Raw genomic sequence first — 25,710 nt, 5'->3', positions numbered from 1 at the left:
CCACAGGTATTATTGCGGTGCGAACCGCGCCATGACGATGCCGGAGGCCCTCGTCAAAAGCTCTTCTCTTGCTTTGGGTCCTCCGAGATCCCGGTGCCGCGGTGGCGGGAGTTCGTTCTGGATTGGGGCGGGCTTTCCTCTCTGGCGTTGGGTCGCGGCCCGTGCGCGTTTGGCGCTCCGCGAATCGTGTTGCAAAACCGGCAACCGGTTCGCTACATACCCGAAGCGCGGCTGATGTGGTTCACGCAAACGATTTGGCGCCGCGCCCTTGCCGGTGGCGGCCTTTCCCTTTCAATGTCGTTGGCGACGATTCTGGTCCTGGCCGGAGTGGCCGGTGCGCAGGTGCACGGCGATGCAAACTGCGACGGGGTGACCGATGCGTCCGACGTGCAGGCGCTGCGCGCCGCGGTGTTCGAGGGCACTCCGTGCGAGGATGCGGACGCGAATGTTGACCGGGTGATCAGTGTTGCCGATTTGACGGCCGTGATCGCGGTTCTGGGAGCGGCGCCTTCGACGCCGAGCCCGACCGAAGAGGCGACCCCGACCGCGACCGCGGCCGAGGTGCCTGCGACGCCGACCGAGACCCTGACCGAGACACCGACCGTTACCGCCACGCCGACGGGCACGAGCACCGAAACGGCGACCGTTACCGAGAGTCCGACCGCCGCGGGGACGCCGACGCGGACCCCGACGGTGACGCGCACGGGGACCCGAACGGCGACGCCGACCTTGACCCGAACCGGCACGCGAACTCCGACCGGTACGCGCACCCCGACTCCGACACGCACGTACACGGTGACCCGGGCCGTTACCCCGACCCGTACCGCAACCTTCACCAGGACTATTACGCCAACGCCAAGTGCGACCAGGACGGCGACATCGACGGCGTCGGTGACGCCAACGCGTAGCTCCACGCCGACGCCGACCGAGACGGCGACGAGAACGGCGACACGAACGCCGACGGTGACCCGCACGCCCACGCCGACCAAGACGGAAACCCCGACGCGTACCCCGTCGGCCACGCCAACCGAGACAACCACGCGAACGCCGACCCGTACCGCTACGGAAACACCAACCCTGACCCCGTCGCGGACGCAGACGCCTACCCGAACCCCGACAACCACGCCAGCGCCCTCGTTAACGCCGACGCCTTCACTGACTCCTTCGATTACCGCAACGCGTACCGTCACGCCGACGCCGACGGCGACCCGGCCCCCCGGCGACGGCCCGAAGGTCGTGGCGTTTGCCGCGCTCTCACGCCTCAACGGGTGCCTCTTCTGCTGTAGTGACTATTGCCGTACGACGCCGACGCCGACGCCGATCTTCGATAGCGAAGGCCGGCGGGTATTTATCAGTCAAACGGGTCGCGTCTTAATCGTGGTTGAGGGGATTCCCGGGATGAGCGGGAATGCGGTGGGAAAATCGCTCGACGCTGTCGATCCGGATGGCCGTCCCGACCTGCAGATTCAGAGCACAAAGAACCTCGGCAACGGCGACCCCGCCCTTCCCGAGTCGTGCCCGCCCGGGCGGTTAACCACGGACGGTGGCGTTCCGGGCCTGATCTCCCCAACGTTTGCCGACGTGCCCGGAGTGACGGAAGCGCTGCTTGACTTCGCCTGTCGGTTCGACCGCGGTGTTAGCGTCGGGTCGCCGTGTACGATGAAGGACGCTAGTGGCGAGGCGAAGACTATAGACCCCGACGCGTCAGCGCAGTTCTGCAACCTGGTACCGGAAAAGGCGAAGTTCCCACCGGGCGATTCGTTGCTCACGGTGCGCCTGCGCGACACCTTTGCGGTGCCCGGGCCGACGGCGCAAATCGTCGTGCGCGTACCGACCCCGCCGTCGTAAGGGGTGCGGGCGATGCAGCGTCGCGGGCGAGTTGGCCGGCCGGATAGTGTCGAGCGGCCGTGGTGTCGGCGGCGGCAGGCGGGTTGGCTTGCTCTCGCGGTCCTAATCTGGATAGTGCCGACAGCCGGTGGCCATGCCCAGCCCTCCTTGCGGGGCGACACGAACTGTGACGGCATCGTGAACCCTCTTGACCTTTCGGCGCTTGCCGATGCACTGATGGGCGGGCACCTCTGCGCCGGTGCCGATGCGGACTTGAATGGTGACGGACGGGTTTCGGCGGCCGACATGACTGCGATGGTTGACATCCTCGTCGATCGGCCGGAGCCGAGTGCCACACCGGTGACCACGCCGACGGCGTCGGCGTCCCCCGGTGTGGGGGCAACGGCAACCGGTACGCCGACTGGCGTGGCCACCTTGACCGCTCCTCCCGCGCCGTCCGCCAGCCCGACACCTCGACCGAGCGACCCGCCCTTGTCCACGCCGACCGCCTCCGCAGCCCCGACGCACACCGGTACACCCGTCCCTTCGCTCAGCGCGACGGAGACGCCTACGTCGACAAGGACGCATACCGCCGTACCTACCCACACAGCGACGCGCACGCCGAGCCTGCCCCCGTCTCCGTCCGTTTCCGCCACGGCGGCGGACGCGAGTAAGTCCGCGACGCCGTCTCCCACTCCCACGCGGAGCGCGACAGCCAGCGCCACGGCGACCCGGTCCGGCACCGCAACGCCATCGCGGACTGCCTCCGCGACGAGGACCGGGACCATGTCTCCTACCGTCAGCCGGACGGCGACCGCGAGCCGCACGCCAACCGGTACCGTCACGGCGACCCCGCCGTTCACTCCCAGTCGGACCAAGACACCGACGCCGGTCTGGACGGCGAGCCCGACGGCGACTGTTTCTCCGTCCGCCAGTGCGACGCCGGTGGCGTCAGAGAGCCCGACGCATACGCCATTGCCGAGCGCAACAGGGTCGCCGTCGCCGACACCAAGTCGCACCGCGACAACGACGTTGACTCCAACCCGCACCGCCACTCCAACCCGCACCGGCACTCCTACCGGCACCGTGACTCCGACCCGTACCGGGACGGCGTCGCCGACGGGGACCGCAAGCCGCACCCCCAGTTTGCCGCCAAGCGCGACGGCTACACCGACCGCGACAGCGCCGACCTTTCCGACCTCGACTCCGACCCGGACGTCAACCGCGACGGTGACCCCGACGCGCACGCCGACCGTGTCCCCCACTCCCCCGCCGGGCAGTGCGACCCCGAGTCCGACCCCGACCCCGACGACAGGCAGCGGGCCGACCGGCCCCGTGGTGGTGGCGTTTGCCGTTGTGCCCGCGAACGGCTGTCTGGCGTGCGGCGACACTCGCTGCGAGTGCGGTACGACGCCGACTGCAACGCCCGAGTTCGACGCCTTAGGAAGACGCGTGTTCCGACGGTCCGACTCACGCGACTTCATGATCGTCGTCGAGGCGATTCCGGGTTCGAGCGGTACATTCCCCGGCGCCCGCGAGCCGGCGGTTTGTGCCCCGGGGCCGGCACGGCCCGACCTGCAGATTCAGAGCGACAGTCGCCTCGGTGGCGGGCCGGACCCGGAGTGCCCGCCGACCGGTGTCACGCCCGGGATACCGGCATTCCCGACGCCCGAGTTCGGCTCTTCTGACATGGTGACGCTTGCGCTGCGGGAGTTCGGCGCCCGCTTTGACCCGGGTCACACCAGTGCCGGAGAGGCCTGCACCCGCGATTGGAGTGGGGAGTGGAACTTCCTGTCGTCTCCGCCGCCGCCGACGCCCGCGCGAACCGGCGTTCGACAGTATTGCTACCTGGTCGATAGTGCCTCCGAGTTTCCGGCTGGAGATACGGTTCTCACCGTACGCGTGAGCGATGCGTCGCCGACCCCGAACGTCGGACCGACGGTGCAGATCGTCGTGCGGGTGAGTCCGTGAGTCTCATGCGGAGTCTGAGACGGCAGGGTGGGATCGATGGTCTCCGTTCCCACCGGCGGAGCGCGGCGAGGGGGGCGGTATGGCGCGCCATTCCGGTCGGGATCGTGGTGCTCGCTGCAACGGCCCGCATGGGGGATGCTCAAGTGCCGGGCGACGCGAACTGCGACCAGGTCGTCAACCTGCTCGATCCGCCGGCGCTGGTCGACGTGCTCATGGGCGAAAGCGTCTGTCCGGGTGCCGATGCGAACCTCGACGGTCGCGTGACGGCCGCGGATTTCCCGGCGCTGGCGATGCTTCTGGCGCGCCCCCTGCAGTCCCCGTCCCCGACCGGCGGCGTGCCGACACCGACGCCGAGTCCGTCCCCGGGCGTGACCGCAACAGCCACCGGTAGCGCCGCTCCGAGCCGCAGCGCCACGGTCACACTCACGCGGACGAGAACCCCGAGCGTGACGCCGTCGTCGCCCAGTCCGACGCGCAGCCCGTTGCCCCCGACGGCAACCCGCACGGCGACCGCGACCCCCAGCCCCTCGGGCTTGCCGACCTCGGCGCCGAGCATTACCCCCAGCCGGACGCCGAGTCGTGCGGTAACCGCGACCGGCACGCCGACGACCGCCGGCCTGCAGACGCCGACGCTTACGGCCAGCGCCGCACCTGCGGTTTCTGCCACGCCGACTGCAAGCGCGACGGGGACGGCAACTCCGACGTCGAGTGTCACGCCGAGTCTGAGCCCAACGGTTTCGCCGAGTCAGACGCCGACCTCTGTGCCGACACTTACGTTCAGCCCGACGGTTACCGCTACGGCTAGCGCCACGGCGACCTCGGTGCCTAGTTCGACGCCGACCAGTTCGCCCGTCAGTACGCCGACTGCCACGGCGAGTTTCTCGCCGACGCGGACAGTGACCGTCTCCCCGACGCGCAGCCCGACCGGTACTGCCACCCCGAGCGCAACGCCGACGCCGTCGCCGACGTTCTCGCCGACGGCGACCGGAACGCGCACGCCGACGGTCACGCCGACTATGTCGTCGCTGCCGGCGACGCCGACAGTGACGCCGATCCTGACGCCGACGCCGACGAATACCGGAACCGCGGTGCCGACGGCGAGCCCGTCACGGAGCCCGACGCGGACGATAACTCAGACGCCGGTTCGGACCCCGACGCCGACGCCGACTGCGCTGCCGGCGTTGCCGGGTCCGGTGGTGGTATTGGCGGGGGCAGGCCCGGCCAATGGCTGCTTCGCATGTCCCGACTCGCCGACGGGGCTTTGCTATTGTGCGGGCAGCCCGACCCCGACGCCGGCTTTCGATGGACACGGACGGCGCCTGTACGAATGGATCGACGGGGTGGGTTTCCTTCTCGTCGTCGAGACGGTGGCGGGTAGCAGCGGACAAGCCGCAGGCGATTTCCTGCCGTCGGTGTGCTCGACCGAGGAGCGTCCCGACCTCCAAATGCTGTCCAATCGGCCGCTGGGCAGCGGCACGCCTGCAAGCTGTCCCCCCACTCCCGGAGTTTTGACCGGGATTGAGGCGTTCCCGACTCCGGATTTCGGACCGGGAACGGCGATCACGACCGCCATGCAAGACCTGGGGTCGAGATTCGTATACGTGGCCGGGGCGGAGTCGGCGTGTACGAAAGACCGTTTCGGGAACTCTAACTTCGCCAGCGTAGATCCGTTTGCACCCGTAAACCCGACGATGCGGCAGTTCTGCTACATCGTTTCGCCGTCCCTGCGCTTCCCGCCGGGGGACACGCTTCTTACCCTGCAAGTGCTCGATTACGGTGCGAACGCCGGCCCGACCGCACAGGTTGTCGTCCGCGTGTGGACGCCGCTGCCGTCGTTTACACCGACCTCGTCCCCGACGCGCACCGTCACGCCGACGAGGACCCGCACCGCGACGGTGACGCCAACCCCGAGCGATTCCGCGACGCCGACCGAGACGCCGACGCCGACGTTGACTGCACCGCCGACAGCGACGCCGACATTGACTCCCACGGGAGCGCCGACCGCGACACCGACGGCCATGCCGACAGCGACTCCATCCGCATCGCCCTCGATAACACCGACCGGTACACCGACGCGGACCATGACGCCAAGTATAACCCCAACCGGCACCGCAACGCGGACCTCGACGGTCACGGCAACGCCGTCAGTGCCGCCAAGTGCCACCCCGACGGCAACGTTGACGCCAACCGGTACGGCGACGGTCGCGCCCTCGGCAACGCCGTCGGCGAGTCCAACGCTGACCGATAGCCCGACCGCGTCTCCCACCGCGACGGCGACGGATTCGCCCACACCATCGCCGACCGAGACGGCCACGGAGACGCCCGCTGTCGCGACCGAAACGCCGACCATGACGGCGACCGACACTCCAACCGCACTACCTTCGGAAACGCCGACGGCCCCGGCTACAGAAACTCCCACCACCGCCGCCACCGACACGCCGACCGCCCCGCTGACGGCCACCCCGACGGACACGCCGACACCCTGATCCCGGGCATGACCGTGAGGAGTCGTCGGGCGTCAGGTTTTCGGCGTGCGCGTTGCCAAATCGTCTGCAAATGGGGGTGGGCGATGCGGCGCAGCTTCGTTGGGCGACAGTTCGACGTGTGCAATGGGTTTGGCACGCGTGATGCGGGGGCGGTGATCGTGGGCCGTGGATGGACAGGGTTGCGCGCCGGTGCGGATGCCTGGTTGATGGCCAAAATGCGATGCGGCGGACAGTGGTCAAACTGGTGTGGCGTGAGGGAAATAGCGCTTTTCCTCTTGACTGCATTGCAACGATCAGGCATACGAAGAGGCGCGATTTTGCGGGGGTCGTGTGCGATCCTCACGCTGGACATGAATGCAGGTTGTGCCGAAAGGAGGCAGGCAATGCGTGGGTTAAAGCGGAATCCTTGGCTGGTCGGCCGTGGGGTGCTGCTCGCTGCCCTGGTGCTGTGCGCCGGGCAAGCCCGAGCCGACGTCTTCACCGACCAGTCGGGCTCTGTCGTTATTTTCCCCAAGGTGGTTTCGGACGGGGTGCGGGATACCGTCATCCAGCTCGCGAACACCTCCAACTATCCGGCGCAGGCTCATTGCTTTTACGTGAACGCGATGGGCTACTGCAGCCAGTCGATCGGAACCGACTGCACTCTCGACCGGCAGTGTCCGGCCGGTGAGCTTTGCGTTCCGCAGTGGACCGAAATCGATTTCGACTTGCAATTGACGGGGCAACAGCCCACGCAGTGGCGGGTGTCGACGGGCCGGAGCGTGGATTACTTCGTCAAGCCGTGTCGGCCCGGGGACGCTACCTGCGCCTGCACGGTCGACCCGTTCAACGGCGGCTTGATTTGCCCCGGCCTGCAGCCGGGCACGGGCGGACAGGGGTCGCTGGCGGTGAAGCCTGTGGGAACGTCGTTTATCGGCGAGTTGAAGTGCGTTCAGGTGCTCGACGACTTCGACGCTCCGAGCGGTCAGAACTCGCTCAAGGGCGAAGCCTACATCGAGACCCTCGCTAACGGGCAGATCAGCAAGTACAACGCGACGGGCGTTAGCGCGCGAGCGGTTGCTTCGGACAACCTCCTGCTCCTCAATAACGTGGAATACAACTTATGTCCGGCGAGCCTCGGCATGAATCATTTTGCCGAAGGTGCGCAGGAGCCTTTCACGGGCGCAGTGGTCGGTACGGAGTTGACGTTGGTGCCCTGCACTGAACTGTTCGAGCAACAGATCCCGACGCGATCGCGAGCGATCTTCACGATCTACAACGAGTACGAGCAGCCCCTGAGCGCCGACCTCACGTTCGATTGCTTTGTGAACCGCCAATTGAGTGATATCAGCCTGAACTTCTCGGTGGGCACCTTGGGTACGATGCTGGCGCACACGCGGATTACGCCGCCGAGCAGCTCGATTTGCCTGACCGGCGACAATCGGGGCCTGCCTTGTGGGAGTGACTCGGATTGCCCGAATGCGCGTCCCAGTGGAAGTGCCAGTGTGTCGTTCGGCTGTCGTCCGTGGACGGGCCTTCTCGGTGTGGCCGAGGAGTTCTACGTGCGTACCCAGCCGGCGGTCAGCGTGACGACTGCCGCGTACGAGCTGACCCTCGAGGGCTCGCGTGCGGGCGTAGGCGATGTCATCGAGCTACCCCTCAACCCGTAACGGGTGGGGTCGGTTAATTGTATGCTGAGCCCTACACGGGTTGGAAGTGTGGTTTCCAGAGAGAGGAACGAAAGGAGAGCGGCAATGTTGAACAGCACGCGGGTTGCGTTCCGGGGAGCGCTGGCCGGCCTGGTCGCGGGGGTTGCCCTGCTCGGCGCCGTCGTCCCGGCCGCGCGCGCCTTCACCACCGCCGACAAGCCGGCGTCGATTCTGGTGTGGCCGCGAATCAAGGTGGACACGCTCGGCCGTTTCAACAACGGCATCCCGCTGGACACCCTGGTTCAGTTGACCAACGCGAAGTCCGTTCAGCGGCAGGCGTACTGCTTCTACGTTAACGCCAACAGCCACTGCTTGAACAATCCGTCGCTCGTTTGCGAGACGCCGGCCGACTGTCCCGTCGAAGCGGGCTTTTCGCCGTGCGTGCCGGGGTGGAGCGAGATCGACTTCGTAATCAACATCACGCAGAACCAGCCGCTTGGGTGGTATGCCTCGGACGGACTGAGCCGGGGTGACTTTCCGCTCGAGGGGCCGGGTCTTTGCACAACACCCCCCGGCCGCCCGTGCACGAGGAACTCCGATTGCGGCTTCCCCACTGGCGTCTGCCAGCTCGGTCAGACGAACCTGGGGAGCGGGATTCCCCCGGTGCCGGAAGATCCCTTCATCGGATCCCTGAAATGCATTCAGTACAACCCTGATACGAATCCTCCGGTTCCCGATCAGTCGGCCAACCGCGATGCCTTGGTCGGGCATGCGACCATCCTCACCAGTCCTACAATCGTCGAGGATGGCGCACCGGATGCTGCCAAGTACAACGCGGTTGGGGTGCGAGCCACGGGCGTGGCCGTCGCCAACGAAACCCTGAATCTTGGTGGCCCGTCGGCAACGGCGAATTACGCAGCCTGCACAACCACCCTCATCCTGGACCACCTCTTTGACTTTGCGACCGACCCAGCTCAGGCCGGCGCCACCGCCCCCGCCGGGACGGTCCTTTCGAACCTCACTCTGGTGCCCTGCGGGGACAACTTCCTCACGCAGACGCCGGGGCGCGTGACGGCGCAGTTCCTTATTTTCAACGAGTACGAGCAGCGTTTCTCGACCAGCCGACTGATCGACTGTTTCTACGACAGCCAGCTTTCTCTGATCGATACTCGCAGCCCGACCCGGTCGATCTTTAGTGCGTTTGTCGCCGGGACTATCGCCGGTCAGACGCGTATTCGTGGCGTGGGCACGGCGGCGACGGGCCGCGGGCTCATCGGGGTCGCGACGTTACAGACGGATCAGCCGACGGGGCCGTCGGCCGGGTACAGCCTGCAGCAGCAGGGTGACCCGGTTAATACGCCGGCGGACGTCATCACGCTGCCGTAACGCAACCGGGACTTTCCTGGGGCATCGGTGAACGTGCTCGATCGTGAAAGGAGGAAAGTCATGAGGACGATCCGTGGGATCCGGGTCGCGTGGATATCGGGAGCCCTGGGTAGCCTCATCCTGCTTGCGGGTATGGCGGGGGCCGACGTGGCAACGGAGCGTCCCGGATCCCTGTTGATGTTCCCGAAGGTCGTGAGAGACGGCCAGCGGGATACGGTGATCCAGTTAACGAACACGGGGACGAACCCGAACTACGTCAAGTGCTATTACCTGAATGCGCAGCCGGGAACGAACGGCCAACCGCTGTGGACGGTGAGCGACTTCGAACTCATGCTCACCAAGCAACAGCCCACTCACTGGCGCGTGAGTACGGGGCGCCAGGTTAATCCGTTCGATCCGTTCGGTAGCGAGAATGCGGGCTTGGATCCCGGACTCGTACCGCCCGTGCCGGTAGGGTTTGTCGGTGCCTTGATTTGTAACGAGGTGAACGATGGGGATCCGGTGGCGAGGAACGCACTCAAGGGCGAAGCGACCATCGGCGCGGATGCCGGTGGCGACTACTCCAAATATAATGCGATCGCATTTGACGGAACCGACCCGATTGTCGGGCCGGATCTTAACCTGAATGGTACGGAATACGCGCGCTGTCCAACGGCGGTCCGGATGAACTTCGTCGCTGACGGGTATACGGACCGAGTCATAGAAGACCTCGGGAACGCTGGGGTCTGTGTCGGGGGGACGACCCCGGGGGCGCCGTGCAACGCGGACGTAGACTGCGCCGGCGGCACGTGCAGCGTCGGACGGAGCAGCGTCGTCACAACCCTCACGATCCTGCCTTGCAACCTCGACTTGTTAAACGGCATACCTACACGGCTGCAAGTAAACTTCGATGTTACGGACGAGTTCGAGGTGTCACTCAGCGGCTCGACGACGGTCGACTGCTGGGCGAGCTTCAACATCGGAAATATCCCCGCTATGCGGTCGGACCTGTTGCCCCAGGGCGCACTGACGACCGAGTTTGCAACCGTGCGGATCTCATCGTCCTCCGGCGGCCCGTTTGTCGCCGTGGCAGAGAGCTTCCACGTCGACAGCATCGGAAACGCCGGGTCGGCGGCCGTGAATCTGCACATGGACCTGAGTGCACCGCGACCGGATGCCGTGGTTAAGGTGCATGAGGCGTTCTGAGCGAACGAGGAGCAGTGAAGTGCGTACGCTCGTGAATGTGCTGCAAGGGCGCAGTTGGGAAAGGAGACGCGCGATGGCGACGCGGGTAGCTACGAGTCTGAGCGCTGGCATCGTGGCTCTGGCGCTGGTCGCGGCCGGTGGGCCGACACGGATTGAGGCACAGACGGTCGCCTCGGATCAGGCCGCGGGCTATGTGGTGTTCGCGAAAGTGATCTCGGACCCTAATGATGTATTTCAGACCGGTGTCGCCTCGGACACCGTGGTTCAGTTGACCAACACCGGGTCTGCAGTGCGCGTGATCCACTGTTTCTACGTGGACGCGACGAGCGAGTGTACGAACGGGTTAAATCGTTTCGGAACGTCGCAAGCGTGCCGCGACAGCTCGGATTGCACGCCTGGCGGGTCGTGTGCGCCGCAGTGGAGCGAGGACGACTTTACCTTCGTGCTCAGTCCGTTGCAGCCGGTGGGTTGGTCAGTGACGCAGGGCGGGACGGCACCGGCGGTCCCTAACAAAGGGTCCGAGGGCGGGCCGCTGCCCGGAGTGGCCACGGATTACTTCATCGGCGAGTTGAAGTGTGTCGAGGTCGACGGGACGACGGCGGTGAACACGACGAACACGCCGATCAATGCGAACGACCTCAAGGGCGAGGCGACGATATACGAGGTGGCGCCCGGCGCGGCCGGCGTGTCGCTGGTGGACGTTCGGACGTACAACGCAATCGGGATCCAAGCGGTGTCGACAAATGGCCAGGCGCAAAACGATCGGACTATGTGCCTTGGCCCCGATTCGGGAACCCCCGCTGTAGGGTCCATCTGTACGACGCGCGAGTATGCGGCTTGCCCGCGGAACCTGATTCTCAATCATCGGTTCGACGAGACGCCGGTGGTGCCCGGGGGCCCGGTCGTGGCGACGGAACTAACTCTGGTGCCGTGCTCGGAGAATCTGGACGACATCGGGGCGGCGCGGCCGGTACTGAGCGTGCAGTTCCTCGTTTACAACGAATTCGAGCAACGTTTCTCGGCAAGCACGCCGTTCGACTGCTTTAAGTCGGTGCAGCTTTCGAACATAGACCAGCGGCCCGGCAACGAGCGCACCTCGATCTGGAACGTGGCGGTCCAGGGCACGCTCGCGGGACAGACGCGCATTCGTTCGGTGATGGGTAGCGAGTTGAACGTCGGACGCGGAATTCTGGCGGTGGCCGAGGAGAGTCGCCGGACGGGTGGTGCTCCGCCGGCGGCGGTGGGCTCGGCGGCGTTCAACCTGAACTATCAGTCGAGCAACCCTGGCAAGTTCGACGTCGTTGTAATCAACGCCGCCTCGAACTAGGGAAGGGTCAAACAGGGGACCTGCGGCGGTACGGTGCGACCGCAGCGGTGAATTTGAACAAAGGGTCGGTGGTGGAAGCCACCGGCCCTTTGTTCTTTCTGGCGAGAGAAAGGATTTTGGGTGGAGTACGCACGGCCCGAAGCGCGGATTGCCGGCCAGTTGGCGGCGTGCCGAGGGCCGGAGATGATTTCCTGCAGAGTCAGATCGCGGAGGCGATGCCGGTACCGTTGTCCTTGGCCAGTAGGCGCTCCGGGGTTAAGCCGTGCTTCTTCGCGAAGTCGAGAATCATGGCACGGGCCAGCTTGCTGGGCCGGAAACGGCCGTTTTCCCAACGGTTGACCGTGCCGACGGTGATGCCGAGTTGATGCGCGAGCTCTTCCTGTGTCATTTTGAGTTCGCGGCGGATGGCGCGTACGAACTCACTCATTTGGTCGGGCATGAGTAGCACTCCTTCGATCGACACCCTACCGGTGGTTCCGGCGACAGGGGTTCTGTCGTTGGAAACAGCAAGCGAGGTGCCAGTAGAGTGGCACCCCCAGGTGTGGCGACTCGGGTGGGTGGGACTGGCAGGCGTGCGACAAAGACCGCTCGACCGTGGCATTTGTGACGTGATTTGCGGGAGAGTATGAACACGTGCACGAGGCGCATAGGCGGGGTGCGTGCGGCACGGAGAACCTGGACGCTAGTTGTCGTGCTGGTCCTGACGTCCGTTGCAGAGGGTGCGGTGGCCCTCCGCGCGAGCGCAGGCGGGGTCGCGTCGGGGCGGCCGATGGTGTTTCCGGATGGCGCGTGCGGGGCACGGCGATGCGGCAAGGGGTGGCCGGAGGCCTGGGGAAGCGGGATGCTGTGGCAGGCACAATGGGAAGTGCCGGGCGAGCCGCCTCCCGTGGAAGAGAACCTGAGTGTCGGGACGTTGCGGCTACTACGATCGCTCAGAAGGGGTCTGCGGCGTCTTGGCAAGACGGTGGGTGCGGCCGCCAACCGGTGGGCGGATTGGGCGTTGCGCGGGCTGGCGTTTGTCGCGCTCATCCTGGTTGCTCCTCTGGCTGACCTTGCGCTGCTGCGAACATGGTACCGGAACGGGTTCCAAGCGGCGCGACACGCTGCCCTGCTCGGCATAGCAGTGAACGTGCGGCTGTTGATCGACCGACGGGTGCCTGCCCTGGCGCGTCTGCCGCTGGTCTTTGCGGTAATCTACGGGGTAGCCGTATTGGACCTGATGCCGGACGGACGCGCAGCATGGGGGAGGATCGACGATATCGTGGTAACTTTGCTTGCTGCCCGGCTCTTCACCGCTCTGTGTCCAGAAAGTCGCATTGCTGCGCACGCCCGCCGGGTATCCAGGCAGATGAACGCTCTGCGGCCACGGCGCACGCAACGTACGCCCGCGGATGGCGGGCTGGCATGAACGGGAGTCTGACGCTGCTTCTCAGGACGCTGGCGGTTGGGGACCGGCGGCCAGACGCTGCGGCAAACCGCCGGCTTCGTTTCCCTGTGGCCGTACGTCCTTGTTCTCGAGGTTGACGCGCCAAAGCGCGACCTTCTTGGCCTGCCCCTCGGTCCAGAGCAAGGTCACTTCATATTCCGGCCCGTCACGTTGAATAGCGCTCCAGCTCATCTCCCCGATGAAGATGTCCCGCTCCTTGGCCTTTAACTGGTAATCCCGAAGCATGTCGTAAAGGGATGCCGGTGCGCCGGCGGGCTTGAAGTCGCGTACTAGCTGAATTGCGTTGTTTTGCTTGTCTGCCCATCGCTCGCCGAGAATCAAAGGGGCACCCACGTGCCAGGCAAAACCGAGGGCGAAGAGGCCGAGCAATCCCCAGCCGATGATTGTTCCCACTGCGCTTTCGTGGGCACTCTGCGGTTTGGCGGTCGACATCGTGGATTGCTCCCTTCGAAGATCGCAGCCCGTTCCAACGCGACCGTCACGCTTGCCGGGTACGGCAGGATCGGCGGGCCCGTGTGCCGAGGGACTTACCGAAGGCGAGGCGCGAAGGCAAGTGGCGCCGTTGCCGGGCCACCGCACGTCCTCACCCGGGAGCTACAGCCGTCGAGGGCTCTGGGCGCTGAGTTGAGCCCGTCGACCCTTCCGTAAGGCCGGGATCGCCTGGATCTGCTCCTCGTGAAGGATCTCCCAGATTACCCCGCGGGGCCGCGGGTGCAGGCTGGGAGCGGCAATGACCTGGTCGGGCGTAACGACGAAGTCGATGGGGATGTCGTGCCCTCGCATCGGCAATCTTTCCTCGAGTATTTGCACCGGATGAACCGTCGTAAGGATCGGCGTGTACTCTCGGATCTTTCCCTCCATGCGCAGGAGGGCGTACTCCAGATCGGAGAAGCCGCCGCCACGACCGACGCGGGCGCCCTGGCGCGTGACCGCGACGGAACCGCAGACAATCAAGTCCACTGGACGCAGTTCCGGGGGCGCTACGAGACGTCCGTGTTGCAGTGCGCCACGCACGCTAAGCGCACGGGTCAGCCGGCTACCCAGGCGGTCGGCGTCGAGCTCGACGAAACAGCGCTCCCCGCGGAGGCGCGGAATACCGACGTAGACAATCTTACCCTCGTAAAGTGCCGCCCGCCGCAGCGCCAGCAAAGGCGCGTCCGCATCGACCTTGACCACCTTCGCCCGCCGCCACATCGGCAATTCGCACACCAGACGGGCCGCCCGCTCCGCGCCGGCGAAGTTCGGCACGTAGCCCTGCAACAGGGGGAAACGCGCTGCCCCGGTCAGGTGGAGACGGGTGCGCACCTTGTGACGGATTTCATCTTTCGTCATGGGGATCGAAATCGGGTGATATTTCGTCGCTACTACACGGTGCATCATGAGTCAACGCGAATCCCCGCTCGACCACCCGCCGCGCTACGATGACAAAGCCGGTGTGCGCGACCATCCGGTGATCCGGCCGTACGCTCTGGCCCTGAACATGCCAGAAGCGCTGCATCGCTTCGAAGACCTGAACGCCGGCGAACGCCCCGTGGCTCCTGAGGGCGTCTACGAAATGCTTCACCTGCAACACCGTGGGCACGTAGCCGACGATGGCGCCGCCCGGTCGTAACGCTTCTGCCGCCGGCGCAAGTACTGTCCACGGTTCCGGCATGTCGCACGTGAGGCGGTCGACGCCGCTTTCCTCGAAACCGAGCCGCGCATCCGCGTGCTTGACGGTCCAGTTGGGAGTCTCGCCCAGGAACCGCCTCACGTTGCCCCTCGCCATGTCGACGAAGTCCTCCCGGATCTCGTAGGTGACGACCCGTCCGCCCGTGCCGACGGCGCGCAACAGGGCCATCGTCAGAGCCCCGGGGCCGGCCCCGACCTCGATGACCGTCGCCCCCGGGTAAATATCGCCCCAGAGCAGGATCGGCCCAATGTCCTTCGGATAGATCACCTGCGCCTGCCGCGGCAGATTGGGGATCAACTGCGCAAACGTCGGTCGCAGGACCAGAAACGCCTCCCTACCCGAATTGTAGATCACCCGACCCTCAGGCTCGCCGATGAGGGCATCGGTCTCGATGTTGCCGCTGCGCAGATGGATACGGGTGCCCGGGCGCAGTACCCGCAGGTACTCGCGCTCCTTGCGGTCGATCAAAACCACCGCATCGCCGGCACGCAGCAGAGACTGGTCCGCCACATCCATGGGTTCTTCCTGCGTGACCGGGGTCAGGTGCGCCGAGCCGTCGCGCGCCGTGCCCGCTTGCTGTCCACCTCTCGCCGCAGACTGCAGAACGAACACACCTCGGCGAAGGCCGGCATGCCGCACTGCGAACAGGAGTTGGGCGGGCTGTCCACCGACCGCGCGAAAACCGGGTAGCCCAGACGGAGAAAATCCTGCAGGAAATTCTGCTTGGTGCCCGGCATTACCGCCTCGATGCGGTTCAGGGCATCTTTGTATACCAACTGGGTCGCTCCCGAGCTGTTCGGGCACTCGTCGACTTCGTAGTCGATCTTACGCACGAACGCGTAGGCGGCGGTTTCGTACTCGCTCAGACGAAACAGCGGCTTCACCTTGCGTACGAAGCGTTTGTGCGTCGGTAGGAGGACAGGGTGTTGCTTGGCAAGGTGGTCTACCTGCCATCGCAGCACGTTGCCGAGAAGACGCGCGGCCTCGTCGTCGAGGTTGTGACCCGTCGCCAGCACCGAGACGCCGCGTTCGAACGCCAGCTTATCGAAGTAGTACCGCTTCGCGATGCCGCAGGCGGCACACGCCGGCCGATTGGTGAATCCCGCCAGTTGGGGGATCGCGCAACCCTCCTCTTCGAGGTGAACGACGACTAGCGGGAGACCGCGTTCGGTTGCAAAAGCCTCGGTCCGCGTCGTCGAGGCCGTCGAGTATCCGCCGATCCCCAACGCGAGGTGCAGTCCCACCGTGCGGTAGCCCAACACCTGCAATACGTCCCAGAGTGCAAGGCTGTCCTTTCCTCCCGACACCGCGACCATGACTTCTTCGTCGGCGGAGAACATGTGCTGTTTGTGGATGGCACGCTCGACCTGACGCTGGAAGTACACGACGAAGCAGGCGCGGCAGAACGCGGAACTGTGCTGGCGGACATGAACCTCCGCCGCTGCCTTACAGCGCTTGCATTTCATCGCCTGTGACGCCTGCGGATAGTCCCGGCCCGGCCCATTACCCGCCCGAGATGACGTTGCGAATCTCGATCGAGTCCTCGGCCTCGACGATCGCCCGATCGGTCAACAGCTCGTCCCCTCGGATCACCATCACCGTGCCCGGTAGCAGGTTGAGTTGACGCAACACCTCGGCCACACGGTGGCGCCCGGAGATCTCCAACTGTCGTCGTTGCGGGAGCAGGGTGATGAGCATCGGAAAGCCGCAAGCTATGGGAAGCCCACTCCGGAGTCAACGCGACCCGGGAGCCCCGCCGCCGCGTACCGGCGCGTCGCTTAGGTCCATGACCTCGAAGAAGTTCCACAGGATGCGATGCGTGAGCCCCCAGATAGTGTGCCCCCGGTACAGGAAGGCGGGGTAGTCCGTGTCCGGCCCATAGGGCCGATAAGTGCCATGCGCCTCGGGGCGCCGCAGCGACGCCAGCGGAATCCAGAAGGCGCTCTGAACTTCGATCGGAGACGGCACCAGTCTGATCTCCGCCGAGACCGCATACACGATGGGCCGGATGACGAGATCCAGGACCACTCGCCTGCCCACGGCACGGAGATCGTCGAGGGTGCCAATGACGCTCGCGTCCTGCTTCAGATCGACACCGACCTCCTCCCTGGTTTCGCGCGCCGCGGTGGCCACAAGGTCCCCGTCAGTGCGATGCTGACGGCCGCCCGGAAGCGCCATGTGGCCCGACCACGGGTCGCCATGCCGATGCGCCCTGTGGATCGCAATGAACTCTACGCCCACCGACCCTTCGCGCAGCACCAGCGCTACGGCAGCCCTCGACGATTCGGGGTCGTCGACCACGACCGGGCGATGCTGACTCAAGCGGTGCCGGATGTCGTCTATGGTTGCGGGCTCGGCCACCATGCTTGCCTGTCCACCGGTGCACGCTTGTCCTGCGCGTTTCTCAGTCGATTGCCTGTGGATCGGCCCGGGCGATGAGGCTTCGAAGCCGGCGGCAAATGCCCGCTTGCGCGCCGCCGAGCCGCTCGAAGATGGCGGCCTTCGCGGGAGACCGTTCGGTCAGCCGCGTCGCCATCTCCCGATAGCGATGCGCCGCAGCCCGGTGAGCTTCGAGGTGATTAACCAACCTTGCCCAGTGATTACGGCCCGGCGGGAAGTGCTCCGGCGCCGCCGGCGGCGACGCGCTCGCGATCCCGCCGACAGATTCCCGCAGCCGTTCTGCGAGTTCCGTTTCGGCTCCTGCTAGAGCTAACAGCTCCTCTCGGCTGCCCGGCGCCGGCGCCCGCCGAGCGTCGGCGCGCAAACGGTCTGCCCGAAGGAGACAGGTCCAGTAAGCAGCGGCGAGTGCCGAGCTGCCGTCGTCGCCGGGCGCCGAGCCGGTTAACGCCGACCCGAGCTGTCTGACCATTTCCATGCTGCCGGCACGCACCCTAGGAACCTCTCCGGAACCTGTCAACTCGCCTGCCGCGTTCGGCCCGGTGAACCGGCCCGCGCCCTTTCGCTCGGTCGGCGATTTGTTTATAGGTGGTGAACATCGCGGCGGAATATCAGGGGAGAACGCATGGCGCGCATCACCGTTGAGGACTGCTTGCAACACGTTTCAAACCGCTTCGAACTCGTCCTGCTGGGCGCCCGACGGGCCAAACAACTCCTCAAGGGCGCCCGCCCACAGGTCGAGAGCGACAACAAGGAAGTCGTTACCGCCCTGCGGGAGATCGGCGGCGGCAAGGTGACGCTTCGCTACCCGGCGGAGGAATAACCGACCTCGCCCACAGTGACGCTCCCGACGCGGCTCTGCCGGCGCCCAGGGCGGTAGGGCCCCGTCTCCACCGATCGCGGCCGGCACACCCAGCGTATGGACGAGAAGGACCTTTACTCCGTCCTCGGCGTCAGCCGCAGCGCGACCGCGGACGAGATCAAGCGGGCGTATCGCAAGCTGGCGCGGCGGTATCACCCCGACGTCAATCCCGGCAACAAAGAGGCCGAAGAACGGTTCAAGGAAATATCGGTCGCCTACGATGCCCTCTCGGATCCCCAGAAGCGCAAGCAGTACGACGAATTCGGAATGCAGGGTCTGCAGGCGGGCTTCGACGCGGCCATGGCTCGCGAGGCTCGCGAACGCGCCGAACGTGCTTATGCGGGTGGCGCTTTCGGCGCGGGTGGGCCCGGAGCCGGCGGTTTCGGACGCTACGCCAGTTTCGACGATATCTTTGGGGACATCTTAGGAGCAGAGGCTCGGCCGGGTCCTCAGCCGGGAGCGGACGCGGAGTCTCCATTCGAGATCGACCTTCTCGACGCGATTCGCGGGACGACTACTACCTTTGGGATCGATCGGCACGAGGCATGCTCGGCGTGCGACGGCTCGGGAAGCGAACGCAGTAGCGAAACCACCTGCCCCGAGTGCCACGGCAAAGGCCAGGTGCAGGCCGCGCGCGGGCCCATGACTCTGCTCCGCACGTGCGCACGCTGCGGCGGCGCCGGGCGGACGGCGACTCGGCCGTGTCCGAGCTGCGGCGGCAGCGGCGAGACGGTACGCCGGGAACAACTGCGCGTACGCATCCCGGCCGGCGTCGATAACGGGTCGCGAGTCCGCATCGCCGGCAAAGGCGCCCCCGGGAGACATGGCGGTCCTCCCGGCGATCTTTACATTGTCATACGCGTACGTCCTCACCCGGTGCTCGAACGCCGGGGGCAGGACCTGTATCTGGATGTGCCGGTTACGCTTGCGGAGGCTGCCCTTGGCGCGACCATTCAGGTTCCGACCCCTGACGGCGAGGTGCGGGTCAAGGTACCCCCGGGCAGTCAGAGCGGCCGATTGCTGCGGATCAGGGGGCACGGAGTTCCGGGGCTGAAGGACGCTCCCCGCGGGGACCTGTACATCAGGGTGATGGTGCGGGTGCCGCATCCGTTGAATGCAACTCAGGAGGAGGCGGTTCGAACACTCGATGCCGCTTATGGCGCCAACGTGCGCGAAGGTCTTCGCCTCTAGCGATGGTCGCATCGCGGAGGAGCGGTTCGGTTCGATGAATCGAGGAGATATGCCGTGATTGCCAGCGCTCATGTGCGAATCGCCGACCTGGTTGTGGAGATGGCCGTCGATGCCGCTTTCCTCGATGCGCTCGAGGCCGAGGATCTCATCCATATCGAACGTACGCCCGAGGGTGAGCGCATCTTGTCCCCCGAAGACGCCGAACGCGTTCGCGTGGCGTGCACCCTGGTCCGGGAGCTGGACGTTAACCTCGCCGGTGCCGAGGTCATCCTTCACATGCGCGAGACCATTCGCGCAATGCAGCGGCAGTTCGAGGAGGTCCTCGACGCTCTGGTCGCCGAGCTTCGGCACCGACAGGGACGACTGTAACTCGGCCGAGTTGGTCGGGGGTATTCGCGCATGCTAGGGTGGCGCCGTGAAGCCCCTTGCTCCCGACGTGTCCGACGGTGACGATATCGCCGCCGACTCCGAGGACGGGATTGCGGACGAGGTCGTCTCCGAAACCGCCGCCGCATCGACCGCCTCGCCCGACGACGTCGAGGTGCTCGAGCCGGCGGAGGTGGAAGAACCGGCCGTCCTCCCGAAGCTGGACGCCACGGAAGAGGAGCCGGGCGAGGGCGCTCTCGTCCCCTTCGATTCCCTGCAGCGCTACCTCAGCGAAATCCGCAAGTACCCGCTGCTCTCTCGCGAGGAGGAACACGAACTCGCCGTCCGTTACAAGGAGAAGCAGGACATCGACGCGGCCTACCAGCTCGTCACCGCCAACCTGCGCCTCGTGGTGATGGTGGCCAGGGAATATCAGCGCTCGTTCCGGAACATCCTCGACCTCGTTCAAGAGGGCAATATCGGTCTGATGGAGGCAGTCAAGAACTACGATCCCTACCGTGGCGTTCGCTTTCCATCGTACGCCGTCTGGTGGATTCGCGCCTACATCATCCGCTACGTGATGAACAATTGGCGCCTTGTGAAGATCGGCACCACTCAGGCGCAGCGGAAGCTGTTCTTCAACCTCCAGAAGGAGAAAGACCGCCTCGAGGCTGAAGGCTTCAGCGCCGAGCCCAAGCTGCTGGCGCAACGCCTCGACGTCAAGGAATCGGAAGTGATCGAAATGGAGCAGCGCCTCGGGGGGCGCGACGTCTCCGTCGATGCGACCGTCGGCGACAACGATGAAGCCACATTGCTTGATTTCCTGCCCAGCTCCGAGGCCACCGCCGAGGAACTGGTCGGCGGCGCCGAATCCCGCGAGATCGTCGCCCGCAAGATCCAGGAGTTCGGCGCGCGTCTCGAAGGCAAGGACCGCATAATCTTCTTCGAGCGCATGATCGCCGAAGAGCCGCAAACGCTGCAGGACCTCGGCGATCGCTTCGGGGTCAGCCGGGAACGGATCCGGCAGATAGAAGAACGCCTCAAGCGGCGCCTCAAAGCCTACCTGCTCGCCGAGGTCGAGGGCCTCGAGGACGCGGTCGTCGACATCATTCGTTGAACCCCGCCGCGCGGCCGGCACCTGCCTTGCGGCTCCCGGAGGGCGACGGTATAGTCCGGCGACTTCTCGGCGAAACGGGACGAACAATGGCAGACATCCATGGCGGGCGGATCGTGGCGAAGGCGCTCAGAGCGGAGAACGTTCCGTTCGTCTTCACCCTCTGTGGCGGTCACGTCATGCCGATTTACGATGGCTGCGTCGACGAAGGCATCGGCGTGGTCGATGTGCGTCACGAGCAGACCGCGGCGCATGCCGCCGACGGCTGGGCCCGCGTCACCGGGCAGCCCGGCGTGGCCATCGTAACCGCGGGCCCCGGATTGACCGACGCGGTCACCGGCGTTGCCAGCGCCCATCGAGCCAATATTCCCATGCTGATCTTCGGTGGCCAGGGCCCACGCCCGTTTGCCGATATGGGCTCGTTGCAGGACATGAACCATGTCGAGCTCATGCGCCCGATCACCAAGTGGTCGGTATCGGTCCCCGAAGGACGACGCCTGGCCGAGTACGTGAGTATGGCTTTCCGTATCGCCACGACCGGACTCCCGGGGCCGGTTTATCTCGAAATGCCGATCGATCAGCTCTTCAACATGTACGACGAGGAACGAGTGACGTTTCCGCGCGGCTACCGCACCGAAGCCGGTATAGCCGGCGATCCGCACTACATCGACAAAGCGGTGGCGCTGCTCGCAAAGGCGGAACGGCCCGTGGCCCTTGTCGGCAGCCAGTTGCGCTGGTCCAAACGCCGCGACGCGTATCCGACATTCGTGGCCACGTTCGGCATGCCGATCTATGTCAATGGCCTCGGGCGCGGCTCGCTGCCGCCCGACAATCCCTACTTCTTCTCGCACACGCGCAAGGACGCGCTGCGGCAGGCCGACGTCGTTCTGATCTTCGGAACACCCCTCGACTTCCGCCTCGGTTACGGACGGGAGTCGCACTTCAACGCCGGCGCCGCAATCGTCCAGGTGGATCTCGACGGTGCCGAGATCGGTCGCAATCGGGTGATCGACGTCGGCATCGTTGGCGATACCGGCATCGTCATGGAACAGCTGACCGGCGCCGCCAAAGCGTCGGGGTACGGCGCTGCCATGGTCAGGCCGTGGCTCGACGCCATGCGCGCCCGCGAACGCGAGAAGTCGGAACGGATGGCGCCCGAGTTGACTTCCGGCGCCGTGCCGATCAATCCCCTGCGGGCTTGCAAGGAGATCGCCGACAGCCTGGCGCCCGATGCCATAGTCGTGGGCGACGGCGGCGATTTCGTCGCCACCGCCGCGTCGGTCATTCCCATCCATCACCAGGGACACTGGCTCGACCCGGGCCCGCTCGGCACGCTGGGCGTGGGTCCGGGTTATGCGATGGCCGCCAAACTGGCGAAACCCGGCAGCCCCGTGGTCATCGTTTACGGTGACGGTTCCTTCGGCCTGCACGGCCTCGAATTCGAGGCCATGGTACGGCAAAAGATCAACGTGGTGGGGGTGATCGGTAACGACGCCGGCTGGACGCAAATCCGTCGCGGCCAGGTGCAGTTGTACGGCGCCGAGCGTGCCGTGGCGACCGCCCTGAACCATACGCGCTACGATCGCGTCGTCGAGGCGCTAGGGGGCCACGGCGAGTACGTCGAACGCCCCGAGGATATCCGCCCCGCCATGGAACGAGCGCTGAACGCCGGCAAGCCGGCGCTGGTGAACATCAAGATCGGGGCGAGTGAGTTCCGCAAGGATGCCATTTCGATCTGAAGCGTCGATGCAGTGTCCCCCGTCTTGCGCCGCCCGGCGGCTGCATCCGGGCTGCGCCCGGCAAGCCTGATGCGCGATCGTACCGCTGCCGTCATCGTTGTCGGGAACGAGATTCTGTCGGGAAAAGTGGCGGATACGAACGCTGCCTTTCTCGCGCAAGCTTTGCGTGCCGTCGGCGTGGCGCTCCGGCGTATTCTGGTGATCCCCGACGAAATCGAGACTATCGCCGCGGCCGTGCGCGAGTATCAGCCCGCGTTCGATGTCGTGTTTACTTCGGGAGGCGTCGGGCCGACCCACGACGACGTTACGATCGCCGGTATCGCCCTCGGTCTCGGGTGCGGCGTGGTGCGGCATCCGATCCTGGAGGAGAAAATCCGGGCATGGTCCAGCGGCGTGATGACCGAAGCCCGTCTCAAGATGGCCGAAGTTCCAGAAGGTGCCGAGCTGGTCTTTGCCGGGGAATCCGACTACCCGACGGTCGCCATCCGTAACCTCTACGTCCTGCCGGGCATTCCGGAGATTTTCCGCGCCAAGGTCGACGCGTTGAAGTCGCGCTTCGCCGTCGATCCGTATTTCATGCGCGTGGTGTACAGCCGGGCAATGGAGAGCGTGCTTGCGCCCTTCCTTAACGCGACGCTCGATGCTTTTCCCGATCTGTTGCTGGGCTCGTATCCGCAGATCAACAACCCCGAGTACCGGGTGCGGGTAACGCTGGAGTCCAAGGATCGCGAGTACCTCGACCGCGCCCTGTCGCACCTGCTGGCGCAGCTTTCGGGAGACTCGATTGTGCGAACCGAATGAGGATGGGAGGGATTGCGTGATGTGGAAACGGGTAACGGTGCTGGTTGTCGCGGTGTGCTGCCTGGCGCAGATGGCACGGGCACAGGAGGACTTCGGCACGGACGCAGCGTACGGGTCGTTGGCGGTCCTGGCGAACGTTTTCTACATGCCCGCCAAAGTGGTTTACGCCGCCATCGGTGGGCTCACCGGATGCCTCGTCTATCTGGTTACGATCGGTAACGAGGGTGCGGCGATAGCGACGTGGAGCCCGTCGATCGGCGGTACGTACGTCGTCACGCCGGCGATGCTCCGCGGCGAAGAGTCCGTACTCTTCAACGGCGCGAGTTACAGCGTTTCCGACTGACCAACGCCGGCCGCCGGCGCGGCACCGTCGTGCACACGCATAACGCCAGCTTTCTTGCCGGTAGCGCCGAGGCGGCCCGATTGCCGGTCTGGAGGTATCCGGAGATCGCCTTCGCCGGTCGCTCCAACGTCGGTAAGTCGTCGTTGTTGAATCGCCTGGTCGGCCGGCGCGGACTGGCTCGGGTCAGCAAGACTCCCGGTCGGACCCAGCAGATCAACTTCTTCCTCGTCGACGACCGCGTCGTGTTCGCTGATCTGCCCGGATACGGTTTCGCCCGCGTGCCGGTTGCCGTGCGCGACAGTTGGAAGCATCTCGTCGAAGGGTACCTCTCCGCGCGGCGGGCTCTGCGGGTTGTCGTCGTTCTCGTCGATCTGCGCCGTGGCCTCGAAGCCGACGACGAGCAACTTCTCGACTACCTGCGTGCGCAACGGTTGCCGGCGGTGATCGTCGCCACGAAGGCGGACAAGCTGGCGCTTGGACATCGCCGCCAGCGAGGACGGTTACTCGTGGCGGCGGTCGGTGAAAGCACCCCGGTGATTGTCTGCTCGGCGCACAGTGGCGACGGGCTGTCGGTGCTGTGGACGACGCTTCTCCGATACACGGGCGGGGATTGAGTACCGGACGCGCGAGGATTCCCGTCAGGGTGCGATTCCAGCGCGTCCGGCGCTCCGAGTTCAGTTTGAGTCGCGTCCCGCGACGCCCTTGGTGTCGGCGCCGATCTGGCGAGCCGCCTCCTTGGGTCGCAGCGCGCGGGTGGCTTTGCCGGCACGCCACATTTCCGAGTTGCCGAGTTCGTTCAGTTCCCTGGTCAGCTCTTCCTGGTAGTTCGGGGCGCCGCATGCGCTCAGTACGCGTGCGGTCTCCTTGCCGGAGGCAACGCGCTCGTAGAGCTCCTTGAACACCGGACGCACGGCGTCGCGGAAACGCGGTCGCCAGTCCAGGGCCCCACGCTGTGCCGTCGCCGAGCAGTTGGCGTACATCCAGTCCATGCCCCGCTCGCCCACGAGACGGATCAGGCTCTCGGTGAGCTCCTCGACGGTTTCGTTGAAGGCCTCGCTCGGACTGTGGCCGTTGGCCCGTAGCACCTCGTATTGCGCGTCCATGATGCCGGCCAGCGCACCCATCAAGACTCCACGTTCGCCGGTCAGATCGCTGAACACTTCCTTCTGGAAGGTAGTTGGGAACAGGTAACCCGAGCCGATGGCTATACCGAGAGCGATGCACCGCTCGCGTGCCTTGCCCGTGGCGTCCTGTTCGACGGCGAAGCTCGAGTTGATGCCGGCGCCGCTCAGGAAGTTCCGCCGGACCGAGGTGCCTGAGCCCTTGGGCGCGACCAGCACGACGTCGACGCCCGGCGGCGGCACGACGCCGGTCTGATCCTTGTAAACGATCGAGAAACCGTGCGAGAAATACAGCGCGTCCCCCGCCTTCAGGCACTGCTTGATGTTCGGCCAGATGGCTTTCTGAGCGGCGTCGGAGACCAGCATTTGTACGACGGTGCCACGTCTGGCGGCATCTTCGATGTCGAATAGGGCCTTGCCGGGTTCCCAGCCGTCGGCCGCCGCCCGGTCCCAGTCCTTCGGGTACTGCTTCGATTGACCGACGATGACGTTGAAGCCGTTATCGCGCATGTTGAGAGCCTGAGCGGGCCCCTGTACGCCGTAACCGATGACGGCGATGGTTTCGTTCTTTAAGACCTCTCGCGCCCGGCTGAGTGGGAACTCCTCGCGGGTGATCACCTCTTCGGTCACCCCGCCGAAATCGATCGTCGCCATGTGTCGTCCTCCTTGAGCATGGATCGTCGATGGAAAAGCCAGAGTAATGTTGTCGACGACGTTGAAACCCGTGTCAACCGCGCCGTCAAGGCCGTCGGCCGGCCCCCCGGCGTTCGCCGTCGACGACATCCGCTGCCGCCGCGAAGTCATCTCCGTGCGACGGGCAGGTTTCTTCCTTCCTGGTTGCGGCTTG

At 65.6% G+C, this 25,710-nt stretch carries 27 protein-coding genes; 15 read left to right on the top strand and 12 right to left on the bottom strand.

Annotated elements, in window-relative coordinates; translation table 11 throughout:
• Nucleotides 1-93: 93 nt before the first annotated feature.
• Together L6Q96_07835 and L6Q96_07830 are read left to right on the top strand one after the other, a co-directional pair.
• Nucleotides 94-1,848, top strand: a complete 1,755-nt coding sequence (locus L6Q96_07835) for a hypothetical protein (protein MCK6554478.1) — start codon at nt 94-96, stop codon at nt 1,846-1,848.
• A 765-nt stretch (nt 1,849-2,613) separates the two neighbouring features.
• Nucleotides 2,614-3,798: a hypothetical protein gene (locus L6Q96_07830; protein MCK6554477.1), complete on the top strand. Its 1,185-nt coding sequence runs from the start codon at nt 2,614-2,616 to the stop codon at nt 3,796-3,798.
• 139 nt (nt 3,799-3,937) lie between these two features.
• Here the strand turns inward: L6Q96_07830 and L6Q96_07825 are convergent, their stop codons facing one another.
• The 3 genes from L6Q96_07825 to L6Q96_07815 all read right to left on the bottom strand — a co-directional run bounded on the left by L6Q96_07825 (nt 3,938) and on the right by L6Q96_07815 (nt 6,271).
• Nucleotides 3,938-4,513: a hypothetical protein gene (locus tag L6Q96_07825; GenBank protein ID MCK6554476.1), complete on the bottom strand. Its 576-nt coding sequence runs from the start codon at nt 4,511-4,513 to the stop codon at nt 3,938-3,940.
• A gap of 30 nt (nt 4,514-4,543) precedes the next feature.
• Nucleotides 4,544-4,807 carry a hypothetical protein gene (locus L6Q96_07820; GenBank protein MCK6554475.1) on the bottom strand — a complete coding sequence of 88 codons (264 nt, stop codon included), beginning with the start codon at nt 4,805-4,807 and terminating at the stop codon, nt 4,544-4,546.
• Between the two features lie 762 nt (nt 4,808-5,569).
• Nucleotides 5,570-6,271 carry a hypothetical protein gene (locus L6Q96_07815; GenBank protein ID MCK6554474.1) on the bottom strand — a complete coding sequence of 234 codons (702 nt, stop codon included), beginning with the start codon at nt 6,269-6,271 and terminating at the stop codon, nt 5,570-5,572.
• Nucleotides 6,272-6,667: 396 nt separating this feature from the next.
• Between L6Q96_07815 and L6Q96_07810 the strand changes: the two genes are divergently transcribed.
• The 4 genes from L6Q96_07810 to L6Q96_07795 all read left to right on the top strand — a co-directional run bounded on the left by L6Q96_07810 (nt 6,668) and on the right by L6Q96_07795 (nt 11,810).
• On the top strand, nt 6,668-7,933 hold the full coding sequence (locus tag L6Q96_07810) for a hypothetical protein (GenBank protein MCK6554473.1): 1,266 nt from the start codon (nt 6,668-6,670) through the stop codon (nt 7,931-7,933).
• Nucleotides 7,934-8,017: 84 nt separating this feature from the next.
• Entirely contained in the window at nt 8,018-9,298 is a 1,281-nt protein-coding gene (locus L6Q96_07805; GenBank protein MCK6554472.1) for a hypothetical protein, read from the top strand.
• 60 nt (nt 9,299-9,358) lie between these two features.
• Nucleotides 9,359-10,483: a hypothetical protein gene (locus tag L6Q96_07800; protein MCK6554471.1), complete on the top strand. Its 1,125-nt coding sequence runs from the start codon at nt 9,359-9,361 to the stop codon at nt 10,481-10,483.
• Nucleotides 10,484-10,556: 73 nt separating this feature from the next.
• Nucleotides 10,557-11,810 carry a hypothetical protein gene (locus L6Q96_07795; protein ID MCK6554470.1) on the top strand — a complete coding sequence of 418 codons (1,254 nt, stop codon included), beginning with the start codon at nt 10,557-10,559 and terminating at the stop codon, nt 11,808-11,810.
• 199 nt (nt 11,811-12,009) lie between these two features.
• Here the strand turns inward: L6Q96_07795 and L6Q96_07790 are convergent, their stop codons facing one another.
• A complete protein-coding gene (locus L6Q96_07790) occupies nt 12,010-12,249 on the bottom strand; it encodes a helix-turn-helix transcriptional regulator (GenBank protein ID MCK6554469.1) in 240 nt (79 codons plus the stop codon).
• A 402-nt stretch (nt 12,250-12,651) separates the two neighbouring features.
• Here L6Q96_07790 and L6Q96_07785 point away from each other — a divergent pair, with 402 nt between their 5' ends.
• Nucleotides 12,652-13,218, top strand: coding sequence for a hypothetical protein (locus L6Q96_07785; GenBank protein ID MCK6554468.1), 567 nt, complete (start codon nt 12,652-12,654; stop codon nt 13,216-13,218).
• A gap of 21 nt (nt 13,219-13,239) precedes the next feature.
• Here the strand turns inward: L6Q96_07785 and L6Q96_07780 are convergent, their stop codons facing one another.
• The 7 genes from L6Q96_07780 to L6Q96_07750 all read right to left on the bottom strand — a co-directional run bounded on the left by L6Q96_07780 (nt 13,240) and on the right by L6Q96_07750 (nt 17,819).
• Nucleotides 13,240-13,689, bottom strand: a complete 450-nt coding sequence (locus L6Q96_07780; protein ID MCK6554467.1) for a hypothetical protein — start codon at nt 13,687-13,689, stop codon at nt 13,240-13,242.
• 162 nt (nt 13,690-13,851) lie between these two features.
• The gene (locus L6Q96_07775; GenBank protein MCK6554466.1) at nt 13,852-14,589 is read right to left on the bottom strand and encodes a 5-formyltetrahydrofolate cyclo-ligase; all 738 of its coding nucleotides are present in this window, start codon (nt 14,587-14,589) and stop codon (nt 13,852-13,854) included.
• On the bottom strand, nt 14,576-15,445 hold the full coding sequence (locus L6Q96_07770; GenBank protein ID MCK6554465.1) for a tRNA (adenine-N1)-methyltransferase: 870 nt from the start codon (nt 15,443-15,445) through the stop codon (nt 14,576-14,578). The genes L6Q96_07775 and L6Q96_07770 overlap by 14 nt, the downstream gene beginning before the upstream one ends.
• A gap of 23 nt (nt 15,446-15,468) precedes the next feature.
• Entirely contained in the window at nt 15,469-16,395 is a 927-nt protein-coding gene (locus L6Q96_07765) for an adenine nucleotide alpha hydrolase family protein (protein MCK6554464.1), read from the bottom strand.
• A gap of 37 nt (nt 16,396-16,432) precedes the next feature.
• The gene (locus L6Q96_07760; protein ID MCK6554463.1) at nt 16,433-16,627 is read right to left on the bottom strand and encodes a thiamine biosynthesis protein ThiS; all 195 of its coding nucleotides are present in this window, start codon (nt 16,625-16,627) and stop codon (nt 16,433-16,435) included.
• A gap of 36 nt (nt 16,628-16,663) precedes the next feature.
• Nucleotides 16,664-17,293 (bottom strand): CoA pyrophosphatase, encoded by a 630-nt coding sequence (locus L6Q96_07755; protein MCK6554462.1) that lies wholly within the window; start codon nt 17,291-17,293, stop codon nt 16,664-16,666.
• A gap of 40 nt (nt 17,294-17,333) precedes the next feature.
• Entirely contained in the window at nt 17,334-17,819 is a 486-nt protein-coding gene (locus tag L6Q96_07750; protein MCK6554461.1) for a hypothetical protein, read from the bottom strand.
• A gap of 132 nt (nt 17,820-17,951) precedes the next feature.
• Between L6Q96_07750 and rpoZ the strand changes: the two genes are divergently transcribed.
• The 8 genes from rpoZ to yihA all read left to right on the top strand — a co-directional run bounded on the left by rpoZ (nt 17,952) and on the right by yihA (nt 24,356).
• A complete protein-coding gene (gene rpoZ, locus L6Q96_07745; GenBank protein ID MCK6554460.1) occupies nt 17,952-18,149 on the top strand; it encodes a DNA-directed RNA polymerase subunit omega in 198 nt (65 codons plus the stop codon).
• Between the two features lie 96 nt (nt 18,150-18,245).
• The gene (gene dnaJ, locus L6Q96_07740; GenBank protein MCK6554459.1) at nt 18,246-19,379 is read left to right on the top strand and encodes a molecular chaperone DnaJ; all 1,134 of its coding nucleotides are present in this window, start codon (nt 18,246-18,248) and stop codon (nt 19,377-19,379) included.
• Nucleotides 19,380-19,433: 54 nt separating this feature from the next.
• A complete protein-coding gene (locus tag L6Q96_07735; protein MCK6554458.1) occupies nt 19,434-19,748 on the top strand; it encodes a hypothetical protein in 315 nt (104 codons plus the stop codon).
• Between the two features lie 46 nt (nt 19,749-19,794).
• Nucleotides 19,795-20,862, top strand: a complete 1,068-nt coding sequence (locus L6Q96_07730; GenBank protein ID MCK6554457.1) for an RNA polymerase factor sigma-32 — start codon at nt 19,795-19,797, stop codon at nt 20,860-20,862.
• An 86-nt stretch (nt 20,863-20,948) separates the two neighbouring features.
• Complete coding sequence (locus tag L6Q96_07725; protein MCK6554456.1) at nt 20,949-22,598, top strand: thiamine pyrophosphate-dependent enzyme; 1,650 nt, start codon at nt 20,949-20,951, stop codon at nt 22,596-22,598.
• Nucleotides 22,599-22,667: 69 nt separating this feature from the next.
• Nucleotides 22,668-23,399: a competence/damage-inducible protein A gene (locus L6Q96_07720; protein MCK6554455.1), complete on the top strand. Its 732-nt coding sequence runs from the start codon at nt 22,668-22,670 to the stop codon at nt 23,397-23,399.
• A 19-nt stretch (nt 23,400-23,418) separates the two neighbouring features.
• The gene (locus tag L6Q96_07715) at nt 23,419-23,742 is read left to right on the top strand and encodes a hypothetical protein (protein MCK6554454.1); all 324 of its coding nucleotides are present in this window, start codon (nt 23,419-23,421) and stop codon (nt 23,740-23,742) included.
• 29 nt (nt 23,743-23,771) lie between these two features.
• The gene (gene yihA / locus L6Q96_07710; GenBank protein MCK6554453.1) at nt 23,772-24,356 is read left to right on the top strand and encodes a ribosome biogenesis GTP-binding protein YihA/YsxC; all 585 of its coding nucleotides are present in this window, start codon (nt 23,772-23,774) and stop codon (nt 24,354-24,356) included.
• A gap of 60 nt (nt 24,357-24,416) precedes the next feature.
• On the opposite strand, the gene ilvC is transcribed toward yihA, so the two are convergent.
• Nucleotides 24,417-25,517: a ketol-acid reductoisomerase gene (ilvC, locus tag L6Q96_07705; GenBank protein ID MCK6554452.1), complete on the bottom strand. Its 1,101-nt coding sequence runs from the start codon at nt 25,515-25,517 to the stop codon at nt 24,417-24,419.
• Nucleotides 25,518-25,710: the final 193 nt, after the last annotated feature.

This window comes from Candidatus Binatia bacterium (genome assembly GCA_023150935.1).
GTDB lineage: Bacteria > Desulfobacterota > Binatia > HRBIN30 > HRBIN30 > JAKLJW01.
The sequence above is the reverse complement of the archived record's forward strand: the minus strand, read 5'-3'. Positions and strand labels throughout refer to the sequence as shown.

Excerpts from the sequence above, each read along its gene's own strand:
- L6Q96_07725 (MCK6554456.1), top strand. The coding sequence starts at position 20,949 with ATGGCAGACATCCATGGCGGGCGGATCGTGGCGAAGGCGCTCAGAGCG.
- rpoZ (MCK6554460.1), top strand. The coding sequence starts at position 17,952 with ATGGCGCGCATCACCGTTGAGGACTGCTTGCAACACGTTTCAAACCGC.
- L6Q96_07810 (MCK6554473.1), top strand. The coding sequence starts at position 6,668 with ATGCGTGGGTTAAAGCGGAATCCTTGGCTGGTCGGCCGTGGGGTGCTG.
- L6Q96_07755 (MCK6554462.1), bottom strand. The coding sequence starts at position 17,293 with ATGGTGGCCGAGCCCGCAACCATAGACGACATCCGGCACCGCTTGAGT.
- dnaJ (MCK6554459.1), top strand. The coding sequence starts at position 18,246 with ATGGACGAGAAGGACCTTTACTCCGTCCTCGGCGTCAGCCGCAGCGCG.
- L6Q96_07760 (MCK6554463.1), bottom strand. The coding sequence starts at position 16,627 with ATGCTCATCACCCTGCTCCCGCAACGACGACAGTTGGAGATCTCCGGG.
- L6Q96_07795 (MCK6554470.1), top strand. The coding sequence starts at position 10,557 with ATGGCGACGCGGGTAGCTACGAGTCTGAGCGCTGGCATCGTGGCTCTG.
- L6Q96_07830 (MCK6554477.1), top strand. The coding sequence starts at position 2,614 with ATGTCTCCTACCGTCAGCCGGACGGCGACCGCGAGCCGCACGCCAACC.
- L6Q96_07790 (MCK6554469.1), bottom strand. The coding sequence starts at position 12,249 with ATGCCCGACCAAATGAGTGAGTTCGTACGCGCCATCCGCCGCGAACTC.
- L6Q96_07715 (MCK6554454.1), top strand. The coding sequence starts at position 23,419 with ATGTGGAAACGGGTAACGGTGCTGGTTGTCGCGGTGTGCTGCCTGGCG.
- ilvC (MCK6554452.1), bottom strand. The coding sequence starts at position 25,517 with ATGGCGACGATCGATTTCGGCGGGGTGACCGAAGAGGTGATCACCCGC.
- L6Q96_07785 (MCK6554468.1), top strand. The coding sequence starts at position 12,652 with ATGCTGTGGCAGGCACAATGGGAAGTGCCGGGCGAGCCGCCTCCCGTG.
- L6Q96_07720 (MCK6554455.1), top strand. The coding sequence starts at position 22,668 with ATGCGCGATCGTACCGCTGCCGTCATCGTTGTCGGGAACGAGATTCTG.
- L6Q96_07800 (MCK6554471.1), top strand. The coding sequence starts at position 9,359 with ATGAGGACGATCCGTGGGATCCGGGTCGCGTGGATATCGGGAGCCCTG.
- L6Q96_07765 (MCK6554464.1), bottom strand. The coding sequence starts at position 16,395 with ATGAAATGCAAGCGCTGTAAGGCAGCGGCGGAGGTTCATGTCCGCCAG.
- L6Q96_07775 (MCK6554466.1), bottom strand. The coding sequence starts at position 14,589 with ATGACGAAAGATGAAATCCGTCACAAGGTGCGCACCCGTCTCCACCTG.
- L6Q96_07805 (MCK6554472.1), top strand. The coding sequence starts at position 8,018 with ATGTTGAACAGCACGCGGGTTGCGTTCCGGGGAGCGCTGGCCGGCCTG.
- L6Q96_07770 (MCK6554465.1), bottom strand. The coding sequence starts at position 15,445 with ATGGATGTGGCGGACCAGTCTCTGCTGCGTGCCGGCGATGCGGTGGTT.
- L6Q96_07780 (MCK6554467.1), bottom strand. The coding sequence starts at position 13,689 with ATGTCGACCGCCAAACCGCAGAGTGCCCACGAAAGCGCAGTGGGAACA.